The organism is Pseudomonas sp. 2VD, from assembly GCF_005503585.1.
Lineage (GTDB): Bacteria > Pseudomonadota > Gammaproteobacteria > Pseudomonadales > Pseudomonadaceae > Pseudomonas > Pseudomonas aeruginosa.
The window spans coordinates 1-14,280 of sequence record NZ_SCND01000135.1 but is presented as its reverse complement, the minus strand read 5'-3'; the positions used below and the strand labels follow the sequence as shown (position 1 = coordinate 14,280).

The window sequence follows — 14,280 nt, the reverse complement described above, 5'->3', positions numbered from 1 at the left end:
TCGGCGAGGAATTCGTCCATGCGCATGCCGGCGGCCACCAGCATGCCGTCGGTCCAGGCGCCGCTGCCGACCGGCAACGGCTGCGGAACGCCGAGTCGCTCGCGGTCGAAGTCCAGCTGCCGGCCGCTGGGCAGCAGCAGGCCTTGGCCGGCGTGGTTCTCCACCTGCACCGCGCCTTCGTGGACGGCGACGCGGGTGCGTCCGGCGAACTGGCGCACGTCGAACCGGGTGCCCACCGGTCGCAGCCGGCCTTCCGCGCTGTACACGTGCAGCGGGCGCGGGTCCTGGCCGGTGCTGAGCTGGATTTCCCCGCGCAGCAGGAGCAGGCGCCGTTCGCCGGCATCGAAGCGTACATCCACCGCCGTGTCGCTGTTCAGCTCGAGGCGACTGCCGTCGGCCAGGGCCAGGCGCCGGCGTTCGCCGACGCCGGTGGCATAGTCGGCGCTCCAGCGCTGCAGGCTGCCGCTCTCGCGCAGGCCCCAGGCGCTGCCGCCGGCGGCCAGGACCAGCAGCAGGGTCTTCAGCGCGCGCCGGCGTTGCGGCGAATGCGGTGCGTTGATGGCGGCCAGGGCCAGTGGCGTGCCTATCCCGGCCAGGCGCTGGTTGACCGCCTCAATGTGGCGCCAGGCCTGCTCGTGTTCCGGGGCCGCCTGGCGCCAGCGCTGCCAGGCCTGGCGCAGGCGTTCGTCGTCGGCGCCGCCCTGCAGCTCGACCAGCCAGCGCACGGCCTGTTCGGCCACCTGCGGCGGCACCTTGGGTGCGGCGGGCAGGCTCATGGCAGCTCGGCGAAGTAGCAGCGTTGCGCAGCCTTGAGCATGTAGCGCTTGACGCTGCTCAGGGAGATGCCCAGCTGCGTGGCGATCTCGGCGTAGCCCAGGCCGTCGAGCTGGGCCAGCAGGAAGGTCTCCTTGGCCAGCGGCGGTAGGCCGTCGAGCAGGCGGTCCAGCTCGACCAGGGTCTCCAGGACGATGGCGCGGGTCTCTTCGCTGGGGACTTCCCGCTCGGGCAGGCTGGCCAGGGCTTCCAGGTAGGCGCGCTCGACGTCCTGGCGGCGGTAGTGGTTGCACAGCACGCGGCGGGCGATGGTGGTGAGGAAGGCGCGCGGTTCGTCGATGCGCGCGGCCTGGCGCGAAACCAGGACCTTGACGAAGGTGTCCTGGGCCAGGTCGGCGGCGTTCTGCGGGCAGCCGAGGCGGCGCCGCAGCCAGCCCGTGAGCCAGTGGTGGTGGTCGCTGTAGAGGGTATGCAACGCGGCCGCGTGGGCGAGGTCGGCGCTCGACACCTGGACATTCCCGGAGCAGAAGGATTAACGAATGATAATAGTTATCATTTTATGCTGCGGGAATGCCTGCCTACAACCGCAGGCTGTCGGCGCCTGGCTTTCAGGAGGCTTTCAGGGCGGCGCGGTACTGCCCCGGGGTGGCGCCATGGGCTTCGCGGAAGCGCCGGTTGAAATGGCTCGGACTGGCGAAGCCGCAGGCCAGCGAGACCTCCTGGAGCGACTGCGCGGAGTACGCCAGCAGGTCGCGGGCCCGCGCCAGGCGTCGTTCCAGCACGTAGCGGTGCGGCGGCAGGCCGAAGGAGACGCGGAACATGCGCGCGAAGTGGTACTCGGAGAGCGCCGCCAGCTCCGCCAGCGACCCCAGTTCCAGCGGCTGCTCCAGGTGGCTTTCGATGTAGTCGGCCAGGCGCCGCCGCACGTGCGCGGCCAGCCCGCCCTGCCAGCGTACGTCGGTACGCCTGCCGCACCCGGTGAGCAGCAGGTGGTCCACCGCCTGGTGGGCGAGGCTGGTGCATAGCAGGCGCTCGCCGGGTTCGTTCCAGTCCTGTCGTTCCAGGGTCCGGCACAGGGCGGCCAGCGGCTCGTCCTGGATGTAGGTGCGCTCCTCCAGTTGCAGGCTGCGTGGTTCGCAATCGAGGGTGCGTACCGCCGCGCCGGCCAGGCGTTCCGGGCTGATGTACAGGTGCATGAAGCCCAGGCCGCGTGTCACCGCCCAGTCGGAGTGGTGTTCGGCCGGCATCACGCAGAAGCGATCGGGGCCGCCATAGAGCCCGGGACGATCGCGGCGGAAGGTCTGCCAGCCGCCCTGCAGGTAGAGCGACAGGGTGTGATGGCCGGGGTCGCTGTAGCCGAGGATCTCCGCTTCGTCGCGGTACCAATGGGCGAGCGCCAGGCCGTCGCTGAGCGTGCTGCTGCGCAGCAGGCGCGCATTGGAGGTCCGGTCGAGGGTGCGGAATACCTGGAAATCGCTGGGTTGGTGCATGCCGGCCATGCTACCCGCGCCCGGACGCTGCCGCGAGAGGCGGCGGATGAAAAGCGCAAGAATGGACAATGGTCGCGCCCGGCTTCGCCCGCAGACTGACGGCATCCTGTCGTTGCGGAGTCGCCATGAATCTTTCGCTGTACCTGCTCACCGTGCTCATCTGGGGCACCACCTGGATCGCCATCAAACTGCAGATGGGCCCGGTGGCGATCACCCTGTCGATCGCCTACCGCTTCGCCCTGGCGGCGCTGGTGCTGTTCGCCGTGCTGCTGCTCGGCCGCCGCCTGCAAAGGCTCGACGCACGGGGCCAACGCCTGTGCATGGCCCAGGGCGTATGCCTGTTCTGCCTGAATTTCATCTGCTTCTATACCGCCAGCCAGTGGATTCCCAGCGGCCTGGTGGCCGTGGTGTTCTCCACCGCCACCCTGTGGAATGCGCTGAACGCCCGCCTGTGGTTCGGCCAGCGCATCGCGTCGAACGTGATGGCCGGTGGCGGTCTCGGCCTGCTCGGTCTGGGGCTGCTGTTCTGGCCGGAATTGGTGGGTCACCAGGCCACCCCGGAAACCTTCTACGGCCTCGGCCTGGCCCTGCTAGGCACGCTGTGCTTCTCCACCGGCAACATGCTTTCCAGCCTGCAACAGAAGGCCGGGATCCGCCCGCTCACCGGCAATGCCTGGAGCATGCTCTACGGCACCCTGATCCTCCTGGCGCTGTGCCTGTTCCAGGGCGTGCCGCTGAGTTTCGACTGGAGCGCGCGCTACGTCGGCTCGCTGCTATACCTGGCGATCCCCGGCTCGGTGATCGGCTTCACCGCCTACCTGACCCTGGTCGGGCGCATGGGCCCGGATCGCGCCGCCTACTGCACCGTGCTGTTCCCGGTGGTGGCGCTGAACATCTCGGCCTTCGCCGAGGGCTACCGCTGGACCGCACCGGCGCTGGCCGGGCTGGTCCTGGTGATGCTCGGCAACGTCTTGGTGTTCCGCAAGGCGAAGGCGCCGGCGCTGGCCGGGCCGGCGCGCTCGACCTAGCGGAGAGCGAGGCGCGCTCAGCCGCGTCGCCACACCTGTGGATTGACCAGGTCCAGCGGCCGCTCGCCGCGCAGGGCCGCCTCGAAGTTCTGCAGCGCCCGCTCGGCCATGGCCCGGCGGGTCTCGTGGGTGGCCGAGCCGATGTGCGGCAGGGTCACCACGTTGTCCAGGGCGAACAGCGGCGATTCGGCCAGCGGTTCCTTCTCGTAGACATCCAGGCCGGCGCCGAGGATGCGTTTCTCCCGCAGGGCGGCGACCAGCGCGGCCTCGTCGACCACCTGGCCGCGGGCGACGTTGACCAGGATCGCCGAGGGCTTCATCAGGCCCAGTTCGCGCGCGCCGATCAACCGCCGGGTCTGCGCTCCCAGCGGCACCACCACGCAGACGAAGTCGGCCTCGCCGAGCAGTTCGTCGAAGCCGAGGAAGCGCGCGCCGAGTTCCTGTTCCAGTTCCGGCTTGCGGTTGTTGCCGTGGTAGAGCACCTGCATGCCGAAGCCGAAACGGCCGCGCCGGGCGATGGCCGCGCCGATCCGGCCGAGGCCGAGGATGCCGAGTTTCTTGCCATGCACGTCGGTGCCGAACTGCGGGGCATCGACGGTGCGCTTCCAGTTCCCGGCCTTGACCCAGGCGTCCAGTTCGGCGACCCGTCGCGCGGCGCTGATCAGCAGGGCGAAGCCGAGGTCGGCGGTGGTCTCGGTGAGGACGTCGGGCGTGTTGGTGAGAGCGATGCCGCGGCGGTTCAGGTAGTCCAAGTCATAGTTGTCGTAGCCGACCGAGACGCTGGAGATGACTTCCAGCTGCTTCGCCTGTTCCAGTTGCCTGGCGCCGAGCGGCCGGCCGACGCCGATCATGCCGTGGGTATCGGGCAGGGCGGCGGCGTACTGGGCGTCGATGTCGCCCTGTTTCGGTTCGAGCACGCGGACGTTGAACTGGCGTTGCAGGCGTTCGAGATGCTCGGGGGCGAGGCGACTGAAGACGAAGACGTTCTTTTTCATGACGGGACTCTGCAAGCGGGAGCGAAAGCGCCGACCATACCACCGCCATCGAAGCGGCGGGCAGGGGCCCGCCACTGGGCGGGCGATTATCGGCTCAGGAGGGTCTTCCGAGTTCCAGGCCCAGCTCCACCAGCGCCGCTTCGTCGCGCTGGAGCAGGCCGGGCAGGCTTTCCTTGAGGTATTCCACCCAGGTCTTGATCTTCGCGTCGAGATACTGCCGCGAAGGGTACAGCGCATAGACGTTGAGCTGTTGCAGGCGGTGTTGCGGCAGGACCCGCACCAGGGTGCCCTTGCCCAGGTCCTCGATGGCCGAATACACCGGCAGGATACCGATGCCCAGCCCGGAGCGGATCGCCTCGGTCATGGCGTCGCCGACATTGACCTGGAACGGCGAGGCGCCGATGGAGACCATTTCCTGGCCGTTGGGGCCGTCGAACAGCCAGCGATCCAGCGGCACCACCGGGCTGACCAGCCGTAGGCAGTCGTGGCTGGCCAGCTCCGAAGGCTCGCTCGGCGTGCCGTTCAGGCGCAGGTACTCCGGCGAGGCGCAAAGAATGCTGTAGGTCTCGCCGATGCGCTGGGAAATGAAGCCGGAATCGGGCAGCTCGGAGGCCACCACGATGGCCACGTCGAAGCCCTCGTCGAGCAGGTCCGGCACGCGGTTGGCCATGGTCAGGTCGAAGGTCACGTCGCGGTACTGCTGGCGGTAGCCGGCGATGGCGCGGATCACGTAGTGCTGGCCGATGCCGGTCATCGAATGCAGCTTCAGCTTGCCGGCGGGGCGGGCATGGGCGTCGCTCGCTTCGGCCTCGGCTTCCTCGACGTAGGCGAGGATCTGCTCGCAGCGCAGCAGGTAGCGCTGGCCGGCCTCGGTGAGGGCGATGCGACGAGTGGTACGGTTGAGCAGGCGGGTGCGCAGGTGCGTCTCGAGGTTGGCCACCGCCCGCGAGACATAGGCGGTGGTGGTGTTGAGCTGCTGGGACGCCGCGGTGAAGCTTCCGGTTTCCGCCACGCAGACGAAGGCTCGCATGTTTTGCAGGGTGTCCATCGACGGGGCCTCCTAGGCACGCGCAGAAGTGTGTCAGATTGTTGCGAGGGCGGATTATTTCACATTACGCAATAAACAATCGCACTTGAGCCAGCTTATCAGCAGCCGCCAGCCTCTTAAAATTCATCGGCCCCCGAGCGCACGAACGCTCGAGCGGGTTGAACGGCGCCCGTACCGTTCAAATTCCGTGCTTCGCCCCTCCAGGATCAGACAACGTGCCGCGTGCTCTCAGGAAGGAACTGACCTTGGTCGGCTCCTTCGTCGGTTTTCTCGTCGTTTTCTCCGCAATATCCGGTTGTGTCAGTACAGGCGATATCGCCCCCCAGGCCGCCACGCTCGACGCCAACGCCCTGGCCACCGACCATGCGATCCAGGCTGCCGCCCGCGAGGCCGGCTGGCCGCAGGCGCAGTGGTGGAAGGTGTATGCCGATCCGCAGCTGGACGCCTGGATCGAGAAGGCGCTGGACGGCAATCCAGGCCTGGCGGTAGCCCATGCGCGGGTACGCCAGGCGAAGTCCATGGCCGGGCTGGTGGAGTCCATCGAGTCGCCGCAGATCGAGGGCAAGGGCTCGCTGGTCCGCCACCGCTGGCCGGACGACTATTTCTACGGCCCCGGCGACCTGGCGCGGACCACTTCCTGGAACAACTCCACCGAGATCGGCCTGAACTACAAGCTCGATCTCTGGGGGCGCGACCGCAGCGACAGCGAGCGCGCCGTCGACCTGGCCCACATGGCCGCCGCCGAGGCGCGCCAGGCGCAGCTCGAGCTGGAGGGCAACATCGTGCGCGCCTACGTCCAGCTCTCGTTGCAGTACGCCGAGATGGACATCGCCAAGGCCATGCTGCAACAGCAGCGCGACATCCTCGCCCTGGCCCAGCGTCGCCTGCGCGGCGGCATCGGCACGCATTTCGAGGTCAGCCAGGCGGAAGTGCCGCTGCCCGAGACCGAGCGCCGCATCGAGGTGATCGACGAAGAAATCCAGCTCACCCGCAACCTGCTCGCCGCCCTGGCCGGCAAGGGCCCGGGCGAGGGCCGCACGATCCGCCGGCCAAGCCTGAACCTGGCGGCGCAGCCGAGCCTGCCCAGCGCCTTGCCGGCCGAACTGCTCGGTCGCCGCCCGGATGTGGTCGCCCGCCGCTGGCAGGTCGCCGCCCTGGCCAAGGGCGTGGACGTGGCGCGCGCCGACTTCTACCCCAACGTCGACCTGATGGCCTCGGTCGGCTTCAGTGCCGTCGGCGGCGGCATGCTGGAGTTCTTCCGCAGCGCCAAGTACACCTACAGCGCCGGCCCGGCGGTGACCCTGCCGATCTTCGACGGCGGCCGCCTGCGTTCGCAGTTGGGCGAGGCGGCGGCCGGCTACGACGCGGCGGTGGAGCAATACAACCAGACCCTGGTGGATGCGCTGAAGAACATTTCCGACCAGTTGATCCGCCTGCATTCGGTGGACATCCAGAAGGACTTCGCCGCGCAATCGGTGGCTTCCGCGCAGAAGACCTACGATATCGCCACCCTGGCCTACCAGCGCGGCCTCACCGATTACCTCAACGTGCTCAACGCGCAGACCCGGCTGTTCCAGCAGCAACTGGTCCAGGAGCAGGTGCAGGCCGCCCGGCTGGCCGCCCACGCCAGCCTGCTCACCGCCCTCGGCGGCGGCGTCGGGGCCGGCGCCGATACGCCGGCGCAGCGGAAGCTGGCGCCGGAGAACGTCCCGGTCAGAGCGGTGTCTTTGCGATGAGTGGCCGCTCCGCTGGTTTCGCCCTGCCCAGCCGCGACGAGTGGCGGCGCGCGCTGGCCGAGTGGGCGCGCAGCGACGGGGCGACCTGGATCTACGTGTTCAAGGTGCTCTGCGCGGCCTTCCTAACCCTCTGGCTGGCGATGCGCCTGGAGTTGCCGCAACCGAGCACGGCGACCATCACCGTGTTCATCGTCATGCAGCCGCAGAGCGGCCAGGTGTTCGCCAAGAGCTTCTACCGCATCCTCGGCACCCTGGTCGGCCTCAGCGTGATGGTCACCCTGATCGCCCTGTTCGCCCAGGAGCGGGTGCTGTTCCTGCTCAGCTCGGCGATCTGGATCGGTCTCTGCACCGCCGGGGCCGCCCGCTACCGTGACTTCCGCTCCTACGCCTGCGTGCTCGCCGGCTACACCGCGACGCTGATCGGCATCCCCGCCACCAGCCATCCGGAAGGCGCCTTCATGCAGGCGATCTGGCGGGTCCTGGAAATCAGCCTGGCGATTCTCTGCTCGGGGGTGGTCAGCGCGGTGATCATGCCGCAGACCACCAGCGCGGCGATGCGCAATGCGCTGTACGTGCGCTTCGGCCTGTTCGCTGCGTTCGTCCTCGACAGCCTGCGCGGGGTCGGCGGGCGCGAGCGCTTCGAAAGCAGCAACGTGGCCTTCGCCGCCCAGGCCGTGGGCCTGGAGACGATGCGCGCGGCGAGCGCCTTCGAGGATCCGCACATGCGCCTGCGCAATGGCCGGCTGATTCGCCTGAGCAGCGAGTTCATGGCCATGAATACCCGTTTCCACGCCCTCCACCAACTGCTCGAACGCCTGCGCGCGCAGGGCTCCACCCAGGTGCTGGAAGCGTTCGAACCGTGCCTGGAGGAAATCACCGGGCTGCTCGAGGAGATCCGTGGCCGCGCCGTCACCGACCATGACGCCGAGCGCTTCGCCCAGCGCCTCGCCGACTGCCGCGAACGCCTGATGGCGCGTATCCGCCAGGCGCGCGGCGAGCTGCTGGCGCGGGAGCCGGGCGAAGAGGCGCGGCTGGACTTCAATACCGCCGCCGAGCTGCTCTACCGTTTCGCCGAGGAAATGCACGACTACGCCCTGACCCATGCCTCGCTGGCCGCCCACCGCCACGAGCGCGAGCAGTGGAAGGACGCCTTCACCGCCAAGGCCAACGCGGTGGCGGCGGCAGTGGCGGGGATGCGCACCGGGTTGATGATCCTGCTGTTCGGCTGCTTCTGGATCTACAGCACCTGGCCCAGCGGCGGCACCTTCGCCCTCAACGCGGTGGCGGTCTCGGCGCTGGCCTCGGCGGCGCCGAACCCGAAGAAGGTCGCCATGCAGATGGCCATCGGCACCATGGCGGCGGCGCTGCTCGGCTTCAGCGAGATGTTCTTCGTCTACCCGCACATCGACGGTTTCCCGCTGCTGTGCCTGGTGCTGGCGCCGGTGTTCGCCCTCGGCGCGTTCATCTCCTCGCGGCCGCAGTGGGCCGGCTACGGTCTCGGCCTGCTGGTGTTCTTCTGCTTCGGTTCGGTGCCGGCGAACCTGACCGTCTACGACCCGGCCCACGTGATCAACGAGTACATCGCCCTGATCCTCTCGATGCTGCTCTCGGCCGCGGCCGCCGCGGTCATTCTGCCGCCCAACAGCGCCTGGCTGTGGAAGCGCCTCGAGCGCGACCTGCGGATGCGCGTGGTGTTCGCCATCAGCGGCAGGAGCAGGGGGCTTGGCTCGGCCTTCGAAAGCGGCACCCGCGACCTGCTGAACCAGGCCTATGGCGTCGCTGCCGGGCGCCCGGACGTGCAGCGCGGCCTGCTGCGCTGGATGTTCCTGGTGCTCGAGGTCGGCCACGCGATCATCGAGCTGCGTCGCGAGCAGGAGCGCCTGCCGGACGAACCCTGCTACGCCGAGGCCATGCCCTGGCGCCAGGCGATCCGCGCCATGGGGCGGGCCCTGATCCGGCTGTTCGTGCGCCCCGGCGCGGAGAACCTGGAGCGCGCCCTGGCGGCCGTCGACCAGGCCATCCACGCGGCCAGGCACACCGACGAACCCTGCGCGCCGCACTTCGACAGCTCGCCGCTACGGCGGGTGCGCAGCTACCTGCACTTCATCCGTTCTTCCTTGCTCGCGCCGACCTCGCCGCTGACCGAACTGGCCGGTCGGACGAGCGGCCAAGGTACCGTCCATGCCTCGTGAAATCGCCATCCATGGGGTCTACATGCCGACCCTGACGCTGTTGTTCGTGATCGCCGCGGCGCTCACCTGGGGCCTCGACCGGATCTTCGCCTCGGTTGGCCTGTATCGCTTCACCTGGCACCCGGCGCTGTTCCGGGTCAGCCTGTTCGCCTGCCTGTACGGCGGCCTGTCCCTGACCATCTACCGCTGAGGCGGTAGCGCACCTCTTCGTTATCGTGAGCCGACCATGACCTTGAAATCCGTAATCAGCCTGCTGGCGACCCTGCTGATCCTGCTGGTCGCCGTATTCATCGGGCGGACCCTGTGGGTCAACTACATGGACACCCCTTGGACCCGCGACGGTCGCGTGCGCGCCGACGTGATCAATGTCGCCGCCGACGTTTCCGGGATCGTCGTCGACGTCCCGGTGCGCGACAACCAGTTGGTGAAGAAAGGCGACCTGCTGATGCAGATCGACCCCGACCACTACCGCATCGCGGTGAAGCAGGCCGAGTCGCTGGTCGCCTCGCGCAAGGCGACCCTGGAGATGCGCCAGCTGAACGCCCGGCGGCGCGCGGAAATGGATGAGATGGTGGTCTCCCGAGAAAGCCGCGACGACGCCCACAACACCGCCGCCGCGGCGATGGCCGACTACGAGCAGGCCAAGGCCCAGCTCGACGCCGCGCGCCTGAACCTGGAGCGCACCCGGGTGGTGGCGCAGGTCGACGGCTACGTCACCAACCTCAACGTGCACCGTGGCGACTACGCGCGGGTCGGCGAGGCGAAGATGGCGGTGATCGACAAGAACTCCTACTGGGTCTACGGCTACTTCGAGGAAACCAAGCTGCCGTACATCCGCGAAGGCGACCCGGTGGACATGCAACTGATGAGCGGCGAACACCTCAAGGGCCACGTGGAAAGCATCGCCCGCGGCATCTACGACCGCGACAACCCGGAAAGCCGCGAGCTGACCGCCGACGTCAACCCCACTTTCAACTGGGTGCGCCTGGCCCAGCGCGTGCCGGTGCGGGTACACATCGACGAAGTGCCGGACGGCGTGCTGCTCTCGGCGGGGATCACCTGCACGGTGATCGTCAAGCCGCAAGGGCGCGACGACCAGGCCTCGGCGGCGCACGCGCCGGGGCGGGCCGGTTGAGTGAAAGAGGCATGGAGAAGCCCGGCGGATGCCGGGCTTTTTCGTTTCGGCGGGGCGGAAGAGGGCGCCACTCGCCAGGAATACGCTGCGGTTGGCGGCTGCCGGCGGTGAATATCCACCCGGCGGCCTACGCTCCGACCTGTTCGGCCGGCGACACGATCAGGCCCTTGCCGCCGCGCGAGCGGCCGGAGCTGAGGTAGTCGGCGATGGATTCCTGGGTGACCTCGCCGAGGAACTGCTGGTCCGGGTCGAGCACCGGCAGCCAGGAGCTGTTGAACTCGTACATCCGCGACAACAGGATGCGCAGGTGCTCGTCGTGGCTGGCGGTGACCCGGAACGGGGTGATGAACGGTTCGCAGGTGCCTTCCTGGCGGCGCAGGTCCTTGCGTCGCACGTAGCCCAGGCCCTTGCCCTGGTCATCCACCACGATCAGGTAGCGCCGGTCGTTCTCGTCCATCAGTTCCAGCGCCTCGGCCACCGGGGTCTGCGGCCGGGCGGTGACCAGGCTGCTGTCGGCGGCGTCCTCGGCGCGCACCAGGAGCAGGCGCTTGAGCGTGCTGTCCTGGCCGGTGAAGGCGCTGACGAACTCGTCCGCCGGGTGCGCCAGCAGGGTATCCGGGTGGTCGTACTGGAGCAGCCGGCCGCTCTTGAACACCGCCACCTTGTCGCCCAGCTTGATGGCTTCGTCGATGTCGTGGCTGACCATGATCACGGTCATGCCGAGCTTGCGCTGCATCTCGAAGAACTCGTTCTGGATCGACTCGCGGTTGATCGGATCGACCGCGCCGAACGGCTCGTCCATCAGCAGCAGCGGCGCGTCCGCCGCCAGCGCGCGGATCACCCCGACGCGCTGCTGCTGGCCGCCGGAGAGTTCGCGCGGGTAGCGTTGCAGGTACTGCTTGGGCTCCAGCTTGACCATGCTCATCAGCTCGCGGGCCTTCTCCTTGCAGCGCGCCTTGTCCCAGCCGAGCAGGCGCGGCACGACCATGATGTTTTCCTCGATGGTCATGTTCGGGAACAGGCCGATCTGCTGGATCACGTAGCCGATGTGGCGGCGCAGGGTGACTTCGTCGAGGTCCGCGGTGTCCTGGCCGTCGATCAGCACGCGGCCGGAGGTCGGCGGGATGATCCGGTTGATCATCTTCAGGGTGGTGGTCTTGCCGCAGCCGGAGGGGCCGAGGAAGACGCAGATCTCGCCTTTCTCCACGGTCAGGCTGACGGAATCGACGGCGCGGAACTCCTTGCCGTTCTTCTGGGTGAAGGTCTTGCTGAGCTTGTCCAGTTCGATCATGTTCGGCTCCTGTCAGTGCGCGCTGGCGCGCAGTCCCTTGGGGGTGAGGATGCGTTGCAGCCATTGCAGCAGCAGGTCGGCGACGATGGCCAGGAGGCTGACCAGTACCGCGCCGACCACCAGCATCGGCATGTTGCTCTGGCTGATGGAAGTGAGGATCAGCACGCCCAGGCCGCCGGCGCCGATCACCGCGGCGATGGTCATCACGCCGATGTTCATCACCACGGCGGTGCGTACGCCGGCGAGGATCACCGGCACCGCGAGGGGAATGTCGACCATCCGCAGGCGTTGCCAGAAGGTCATGCCGATGCCCTTGCCGGCCTCGCGGATGCCCGCTTCGACGCCGGTCAGGGCGAGGTAGGTGTTGCGCAGGATCGGCAGCAGCGAATAGAGGAACACCGCGGTGATCGCCGGCAGCGGCCCGAGGCCCTGGCCGAATACCGAGTAGACCGGCATCAGCAGGCCGAACAGGGCGATCGAGGGGATGGTCAGCATCACCGTGGCGGCGCCCTGCAACGGGCCGGCCAGCCACGTGAAGCGGGTCATCAGCACGCCCAGCGGCACGCCGACGAGGATCGCCAGGCCTACGGCGACCAGTACCAGCAGCAGGTGCTGGAGGGTGAGCTGGCCGACCTGGGACCAGTCGAGATGGGAAAGCACGCTGAAGAAGTCCATTACTGGCTACCTCCCTGGCCGGCCTGGCCGTCGTCGAGCAGGCGGTGTTCGCGGAGGAAGTCGGCGGCGACCTTCTGTGGCGTCTGCTGCTCGATATCGACCCGCGCGTTGAGCGCCTGCATGGTGGCGTCGTCGAGCCGCTCGATGATCGGATCGAACAGCGTGGCGAACTCCGGATGGCGCTGCATGACCTCCTTACGCACCACCGGGGCGGCGTTGTAGAAGGGGAAGTACTGCTTGTCGTCCTTCAGCACGCGCAGCTTGAAATCCTTCAGGCGGCCGTCGGTGGTGTAGACGAGGCCGAGGAACACCTGGCGGTTCTTCAGCGCGGTGTAGACCAGCCCGGCGTCCATCTGGCGGATGTCGTTGCGGGTGAAGTGCAGGCCGTACAGCTCGCTCATGGGGCCGAGGCCGTCGGGGCGGCCGGCGAACTCCGGGTCCATGGCGAACAGGTGGGTGCTCCCGGGCTCGGCCTCCTGCTGTTCGGCGAGCACCCACGCGAGATCGCTGACGCTCTGGATGCCCAGGCGCTCGGCCTGTTCCTCGGGCATGGCCAGGGCATAGGTGTTGTTGAAGCGGGTCGGCTTCAGCCAGACCAGGCCCTGGGCTTCGTCGAGTTGCTTGACCCGGCGGTAGGAAGCCGCGGCGTCGAGCTTCTCGTCGATGTGGTTGTAGACGATCAGCGACGAGCCGGTGTACTCCCAGACGATATCCAGCTGGCCGCTTTCCTGGGCGGCGCGGGCCAGGGTGCTGCCCAGGCCGGTGGTGACCGTCACGTCGTAGCCGCGCTTCTGCAGGAACTGCGCGGTGATGGCGGTGAGGATGCGTTGCTCGGTGAAAGTCTTGCCGCCGATGCGCAGGGTTTCCGCCTGCGCCAGGCCGGCGGCGAGCAGGCCGGCGCAGGCCAGGCAGAGTGAGCGGATCAGTCGGTTCATCAGGCCTCCTTGGCGGTCAGGCCGCGTTCCAGGAACATGCGGCTGAACAGCACCACCAGGGCGTCCAGCAGCAGGGCGAGGAGCGCCGTGCAGGCGGCGCCGAGCAGCAGTTGCTGGTGGTTGTTCAGGTAGATGCCGGGGAAGATCAGGCTGCCCAGGCTGTTGGCGCCGATCAGGAACGCCAGCGGCGCGGAGCCGACGTTCAGCGCCAGGGCCACGCGCACGCCGCCGACGATGATCGGCACCGCGTTCGGCAGTTCCACCCGCAGCAGCACCTGATTGGGCGTCATGCCGATGCCGGTGGCGGCTTCCTTCAGCGCCGGCGAGACATTGCGCAGGCCCTCGTAGGTGTTGCGCACGATCGGCAGCAGCGAGGCGAGGAACAGGGCGAGGATCGCCGGGCCGTTGCCGATGCCGATGATCGCCAGGGCGATGGCCAGCACCGCCAGCGGCGGGATGGTGTTGCCGACGTTGAACACCTGCATCAGGCGTTCGGCCTGGGCCTGCATGCCGGGACGGCTGAGCAGGATGCCGGCCGGCACGCCGACCAGCAGGGCGGCCGCCATCGAACTGAAGACCAGCACCAGGTGGGCCTGCAAGTAGAACAGCAGGTCCTCGCGGTAGTGGAGGATGGTCGCGGGGGTGATCCAGTGGATCAGCAAGGCCAGTACGGCGGCTGCGGCGCAGAGGCCGAGCAGGGCCTTGCCACAGGTTTTCACCATGGTCGGGACTCCCTTCGGAATGAGCGTTGGCTACGCTGTCGGGCGCTTCGTCGAAGCGCGGAAACAGGCCGGAAATCAAAGGCTTCGGATGGGCACCGAATTGCCGACCCTGAAAGGGTTGACCGTTCGTCGTTCGCGGAGGTTCAACGAAACGGCCATGCTTGTGCCATGACCGGGCCTGGGCAAGCGGCCGCAGCCGCCGTCTCGCCTGGGCTGGCGGCGAACGAAGAAATTTTCCCGGGGGAGCGGGCGAGAAGGG

The 14,280-nt window shown here is 68.2% G+C and carries 14 protein-coding genes; 5 read left to right on the top strand and 9 right to left on the bottom strand.

Annotated elements, in window-relative coordinates:
* From FFS27_RS16265 to mdrR1, 3 genes are all read right to left on the bottom strand, one after another.
* Nucleotides 1-776, bottom strand: a 776-nt coding sequence (locus FFS27_RS16265; RefSeq protein WP_137952098.1) for a FecR domain-containing protein, incomplete at its 3' end; no start/stop codon positions are given.
* On the bottom strand, nt 773-1,282 hold the full coding sequence (locus tag FFS27_RS16260; protein WP_003092999.1) for a sigma-70 family RNA polymerase sigma factor: 510 nt from the start codon (nt 1,280-1,282) through the stop codon (nt 773-775). The genes FFS27_RS16260 and FFS27_RS16265, both read right to left, overlap by 4 nt.
* Nucleotides 1,283-1,382: 100 nt before the next feature.
* Nucleotides 1,383-2,264: a transcriptional regulator MdrR1 gene (mdrR1, locus tag FFS27_RS16255; RefSeq protein ID WP_003132628.1), complete on the bottom strand. Its 882-nt coding sequence runs from the start codon at nt 2,262-2,264 to the stop codon at nt 1,383-1,385.
* Nucleotides 2,265-2,389: 125 nt separating this feature from the next.
* Between mdrR1 and FFS27_RS16250 the strand changes: the two genes are divergently transcribed.
* Nucleotides 2,390-3,292 carry a DMT family transporter gene (locus tag FFS27_RS16250; RefSeq protein ID WP_021265232.1) on the top strand — a complete coding sequence of 301 codons (903 nt, stop codon included), beginning with the start codon at nt 2,390-2,392 and terminating at the stop codon, nt 3,290-3,292.
* Between the two features lie 17 nt (nt 3,293-3,309).
* On the opposite strand, the gene FFS27_RS16245 is transcribed toward FFS27_RS16250, so the two are convergent.
* Nucleotides 3,310-4,287 (bottom strand): 2-hydroxyacid dehydrogenase, encoded by a 978-nt coding sequence (locus FFS27_RS16245; RefSeq protein WP_003137762.1) that lies wholly within the window; start codon nt 4,285-4,287, stop codon nt 3,310-3,312.
* A gap of 94 nt (nt 4,288-4,381) precedes the next feature.
* A complete protein-coding gene (locus tag FFS27_RS16240; protein WP_003092994.1) occupies nt 4,382-5,335 on the bottom strand; it encodes a LysR family transcriptional regulator in 954 nt (317 codons plus the stop codon).
* Nucleotides 5,336-5,580: 245 nt separating this feature from the next.
* Between FFS27_RS16240 and FFS27_RS16235 the strand changes: the two genes are divergently transcribed.
* The 4 genes from FFS27_RS16235 to FFS27_RS16220 are packed head-to-tail and all read left to right on the top strand — an operon-like array spanning nt 5,581 to nt 10,398.
* Nucleotides 5,581-7,071, top strand: coding sequence for an efflux transporter outer membrane subunit (locus tag FFS27_RS16235; protein ID WP_031635145.1), 1,491 nt, complete (start codon nt 5,581-5,583; stop codon nt 7,069-7,071).
* Nucleotides 7,068-9,263 (top strand): FUSC family protein, encoded by a 2,196-nt coding sequence (locus FFS27_RS16230; RefSeq protein WP_003092992.1) that lies wholly within the window; start codon nt 7,068-7,070, stop codon nt 9,261-9,263. The genes FFS27_RS16235 and FFS27_RS16230 overlap by 4 nt, the downstream gene beginning before the upstream one ends.
* A complete protein-coding gene (locus FFS27_RS16225; protein ID WP_003082823.1) occupies nt 9,253-9,453 on the top strand; it encodes a DUF1656 domain-containing protein in 201 nt (66 codons plus the stop codon). The genes FFS27_RS16230 and FFS27_RS16225 overlap by 11 nt, the downstream gene beginning before the upstream one ends.
* 36 nt (nt 9,454-9,489) lie before the next feature.
* A complete protein-coding gene (locus FFS27_RS16220; protein WP_009313419.1) occupies nt 9,490-10,398 on the top strand; it encodes an efflux RND transporter periplasmic adaptor subunit in 909 nt (302 codons plus the stop codon).
* Nucleotides 10,399-10,525: 127 nt separating this feature from the next.
* Here FFS27_RS16220 and FFS27_RS16215 read toward each other — a convergent pair whose 3' ends face one another.
* From FFS27_RS16215 to FFS27_RS16200, 4 genes are read right to left on the bottom strand one after another with little or no spacing between them, the layout of a single operon-like run.
* The gene (locus FFS27_RS16215; protein ID WP_003111591.1) at nt 10,526-11,689 is read right to left on the bottom strand and encodes an osmoprotectant ABC transporter ATP-binding protein OsmV; all 1,164 of its coding nucleotides are present in this window, start codon (nt 11,687-11,689) and stop codon (nt 10,526-10,528) included.
* A 12-nt stretch (nt 11,690-11,701) separates the two neighbouring features.
* The gene (locus FFS27_RS16210; RefSeq protein ID WP_003092985.1) at nt 11,702-12,364 is read right to left on the bottom strand and encodes an ABC transporter permease; all 663 of its coding nucleotides are present in this window, start codon (nt 12,362-12,364) and stop codon (nt 11,702-11,704) included.
* A complete protein-coding gene (locus FFS27_RS16205) occupies nt 12,364-13,299 on the bottom strand; it encodes a glycine betaine ABC transporter substrate-binding protein (RefSeq protein ID WP_021265230.1) in 936 nt (311 codons plus the stop codon). Before FFS27_RS16205 ends, FFS27_RS16210 begins: the two co-directional genes overlap by 1 nt.
* Nucleotides 13,299-14,021 (bottom strand): ABC transporter permease, encoded by a 723-nt coding sequence (locus FFS27_RS16200; RefSeq protein WP_003092982.1) that lies wholly within the window; start codon nt 14,019-14,021, stop codon nt 13,299-13,301. Before FFS27_RS16200 ends, FFS27_RS16205 begins: the two co-directional genes overlap by 1 nt.
* Nucleotides 14,022-14,280 lie beyond the last annotated feature (259 nt).

What these genes read in the sequence shown, in the direction of transcription:
- FFS27_RS16200 (WP_003092982.1), bottom strand. Translation starts at nt 14,021, where the DNA reads ATGGTGAAAACCTGTGGCAAGGCCCTGCTCGGCCTCTGCGCCGCAGCC.
- FFS27_RS16220 (WP_009313419.1), top strand. Translation starts at nt 9,490, where the DNA reads ATGACCTTGAAATCCGTAATCAGCCTGCTGGCGACCCTGCTGATCCTG.
- mdrR1 (WP_003132628.1), bottom strand. Translation starts at nt 2,264, where the DNA reads ATGCACCAACCCAGCGATTTCCAGGTATTCCGCACCCTCGACCGGACC.
- FFS27_RS16215 (WP_003111591.1), bottom strand. Translation starts at nt 11,689, where the DNA reads ATGATCGAACTGGACAAGCTCAGCAAGACCTTCACCCAGAAGAACGGC.
- FFS27_RS16240 (WP_003092994.1), bottom strand. Translation starts at nt 5,335, where the DNA reads ATGGACACCCTGCAAAACATGCGAGCCTTCGTCTGCGTGGCGGAAACC.
- FFS27_RS16205 (WP_021265230.1), bottom strand. Translation starts at nt 13,299, where the DNA reads ATGAACCGACTGATCCGCTCACTCTGCCTGGCCTGCGCCGGCCTGCTC.
- FFS27_RS16245 (WP_003137762.1), bottom strand. Translation starts at nt 4,287, where the DNA reads ATGAAAAAGAACGTCTTCGTCTTCAGTCGCCTCGCCCCCGAGCATCTC.
- FFS27_RS16210 (WP_003092985.1), bottom strand. Translation starts at nt 12,364, where the DNA reads ATGGACTTCTTCAGCGTGCTTTCCCATCTCGACTGGTCCCAGGTCGGC.
- FFS27_RS16225 (WP_003082823.1), top strand. Translation starts at nt 9,253, where the DNA reads ATGCCTCGTGAAATCGCCATCCATGGGGTCTACATGCCGACCCTGACG.
- FFS27_RS16250 (WP_021265232.1), top strand. Translation starts at nt 2,390, where the DNA reads ATGAATCTTTCGCTGTACCTGCTCACCGTGCTCATCTGGGGCACCACC.
- FFS27_RS16230 (WP_003092992.1), top strand. Translation starts at nt 7,068, where the DNA reads ATGAGTGGCCGCTCCGCTGGTTTCGCCCTGCCCAGCCGCGACGAGTGG.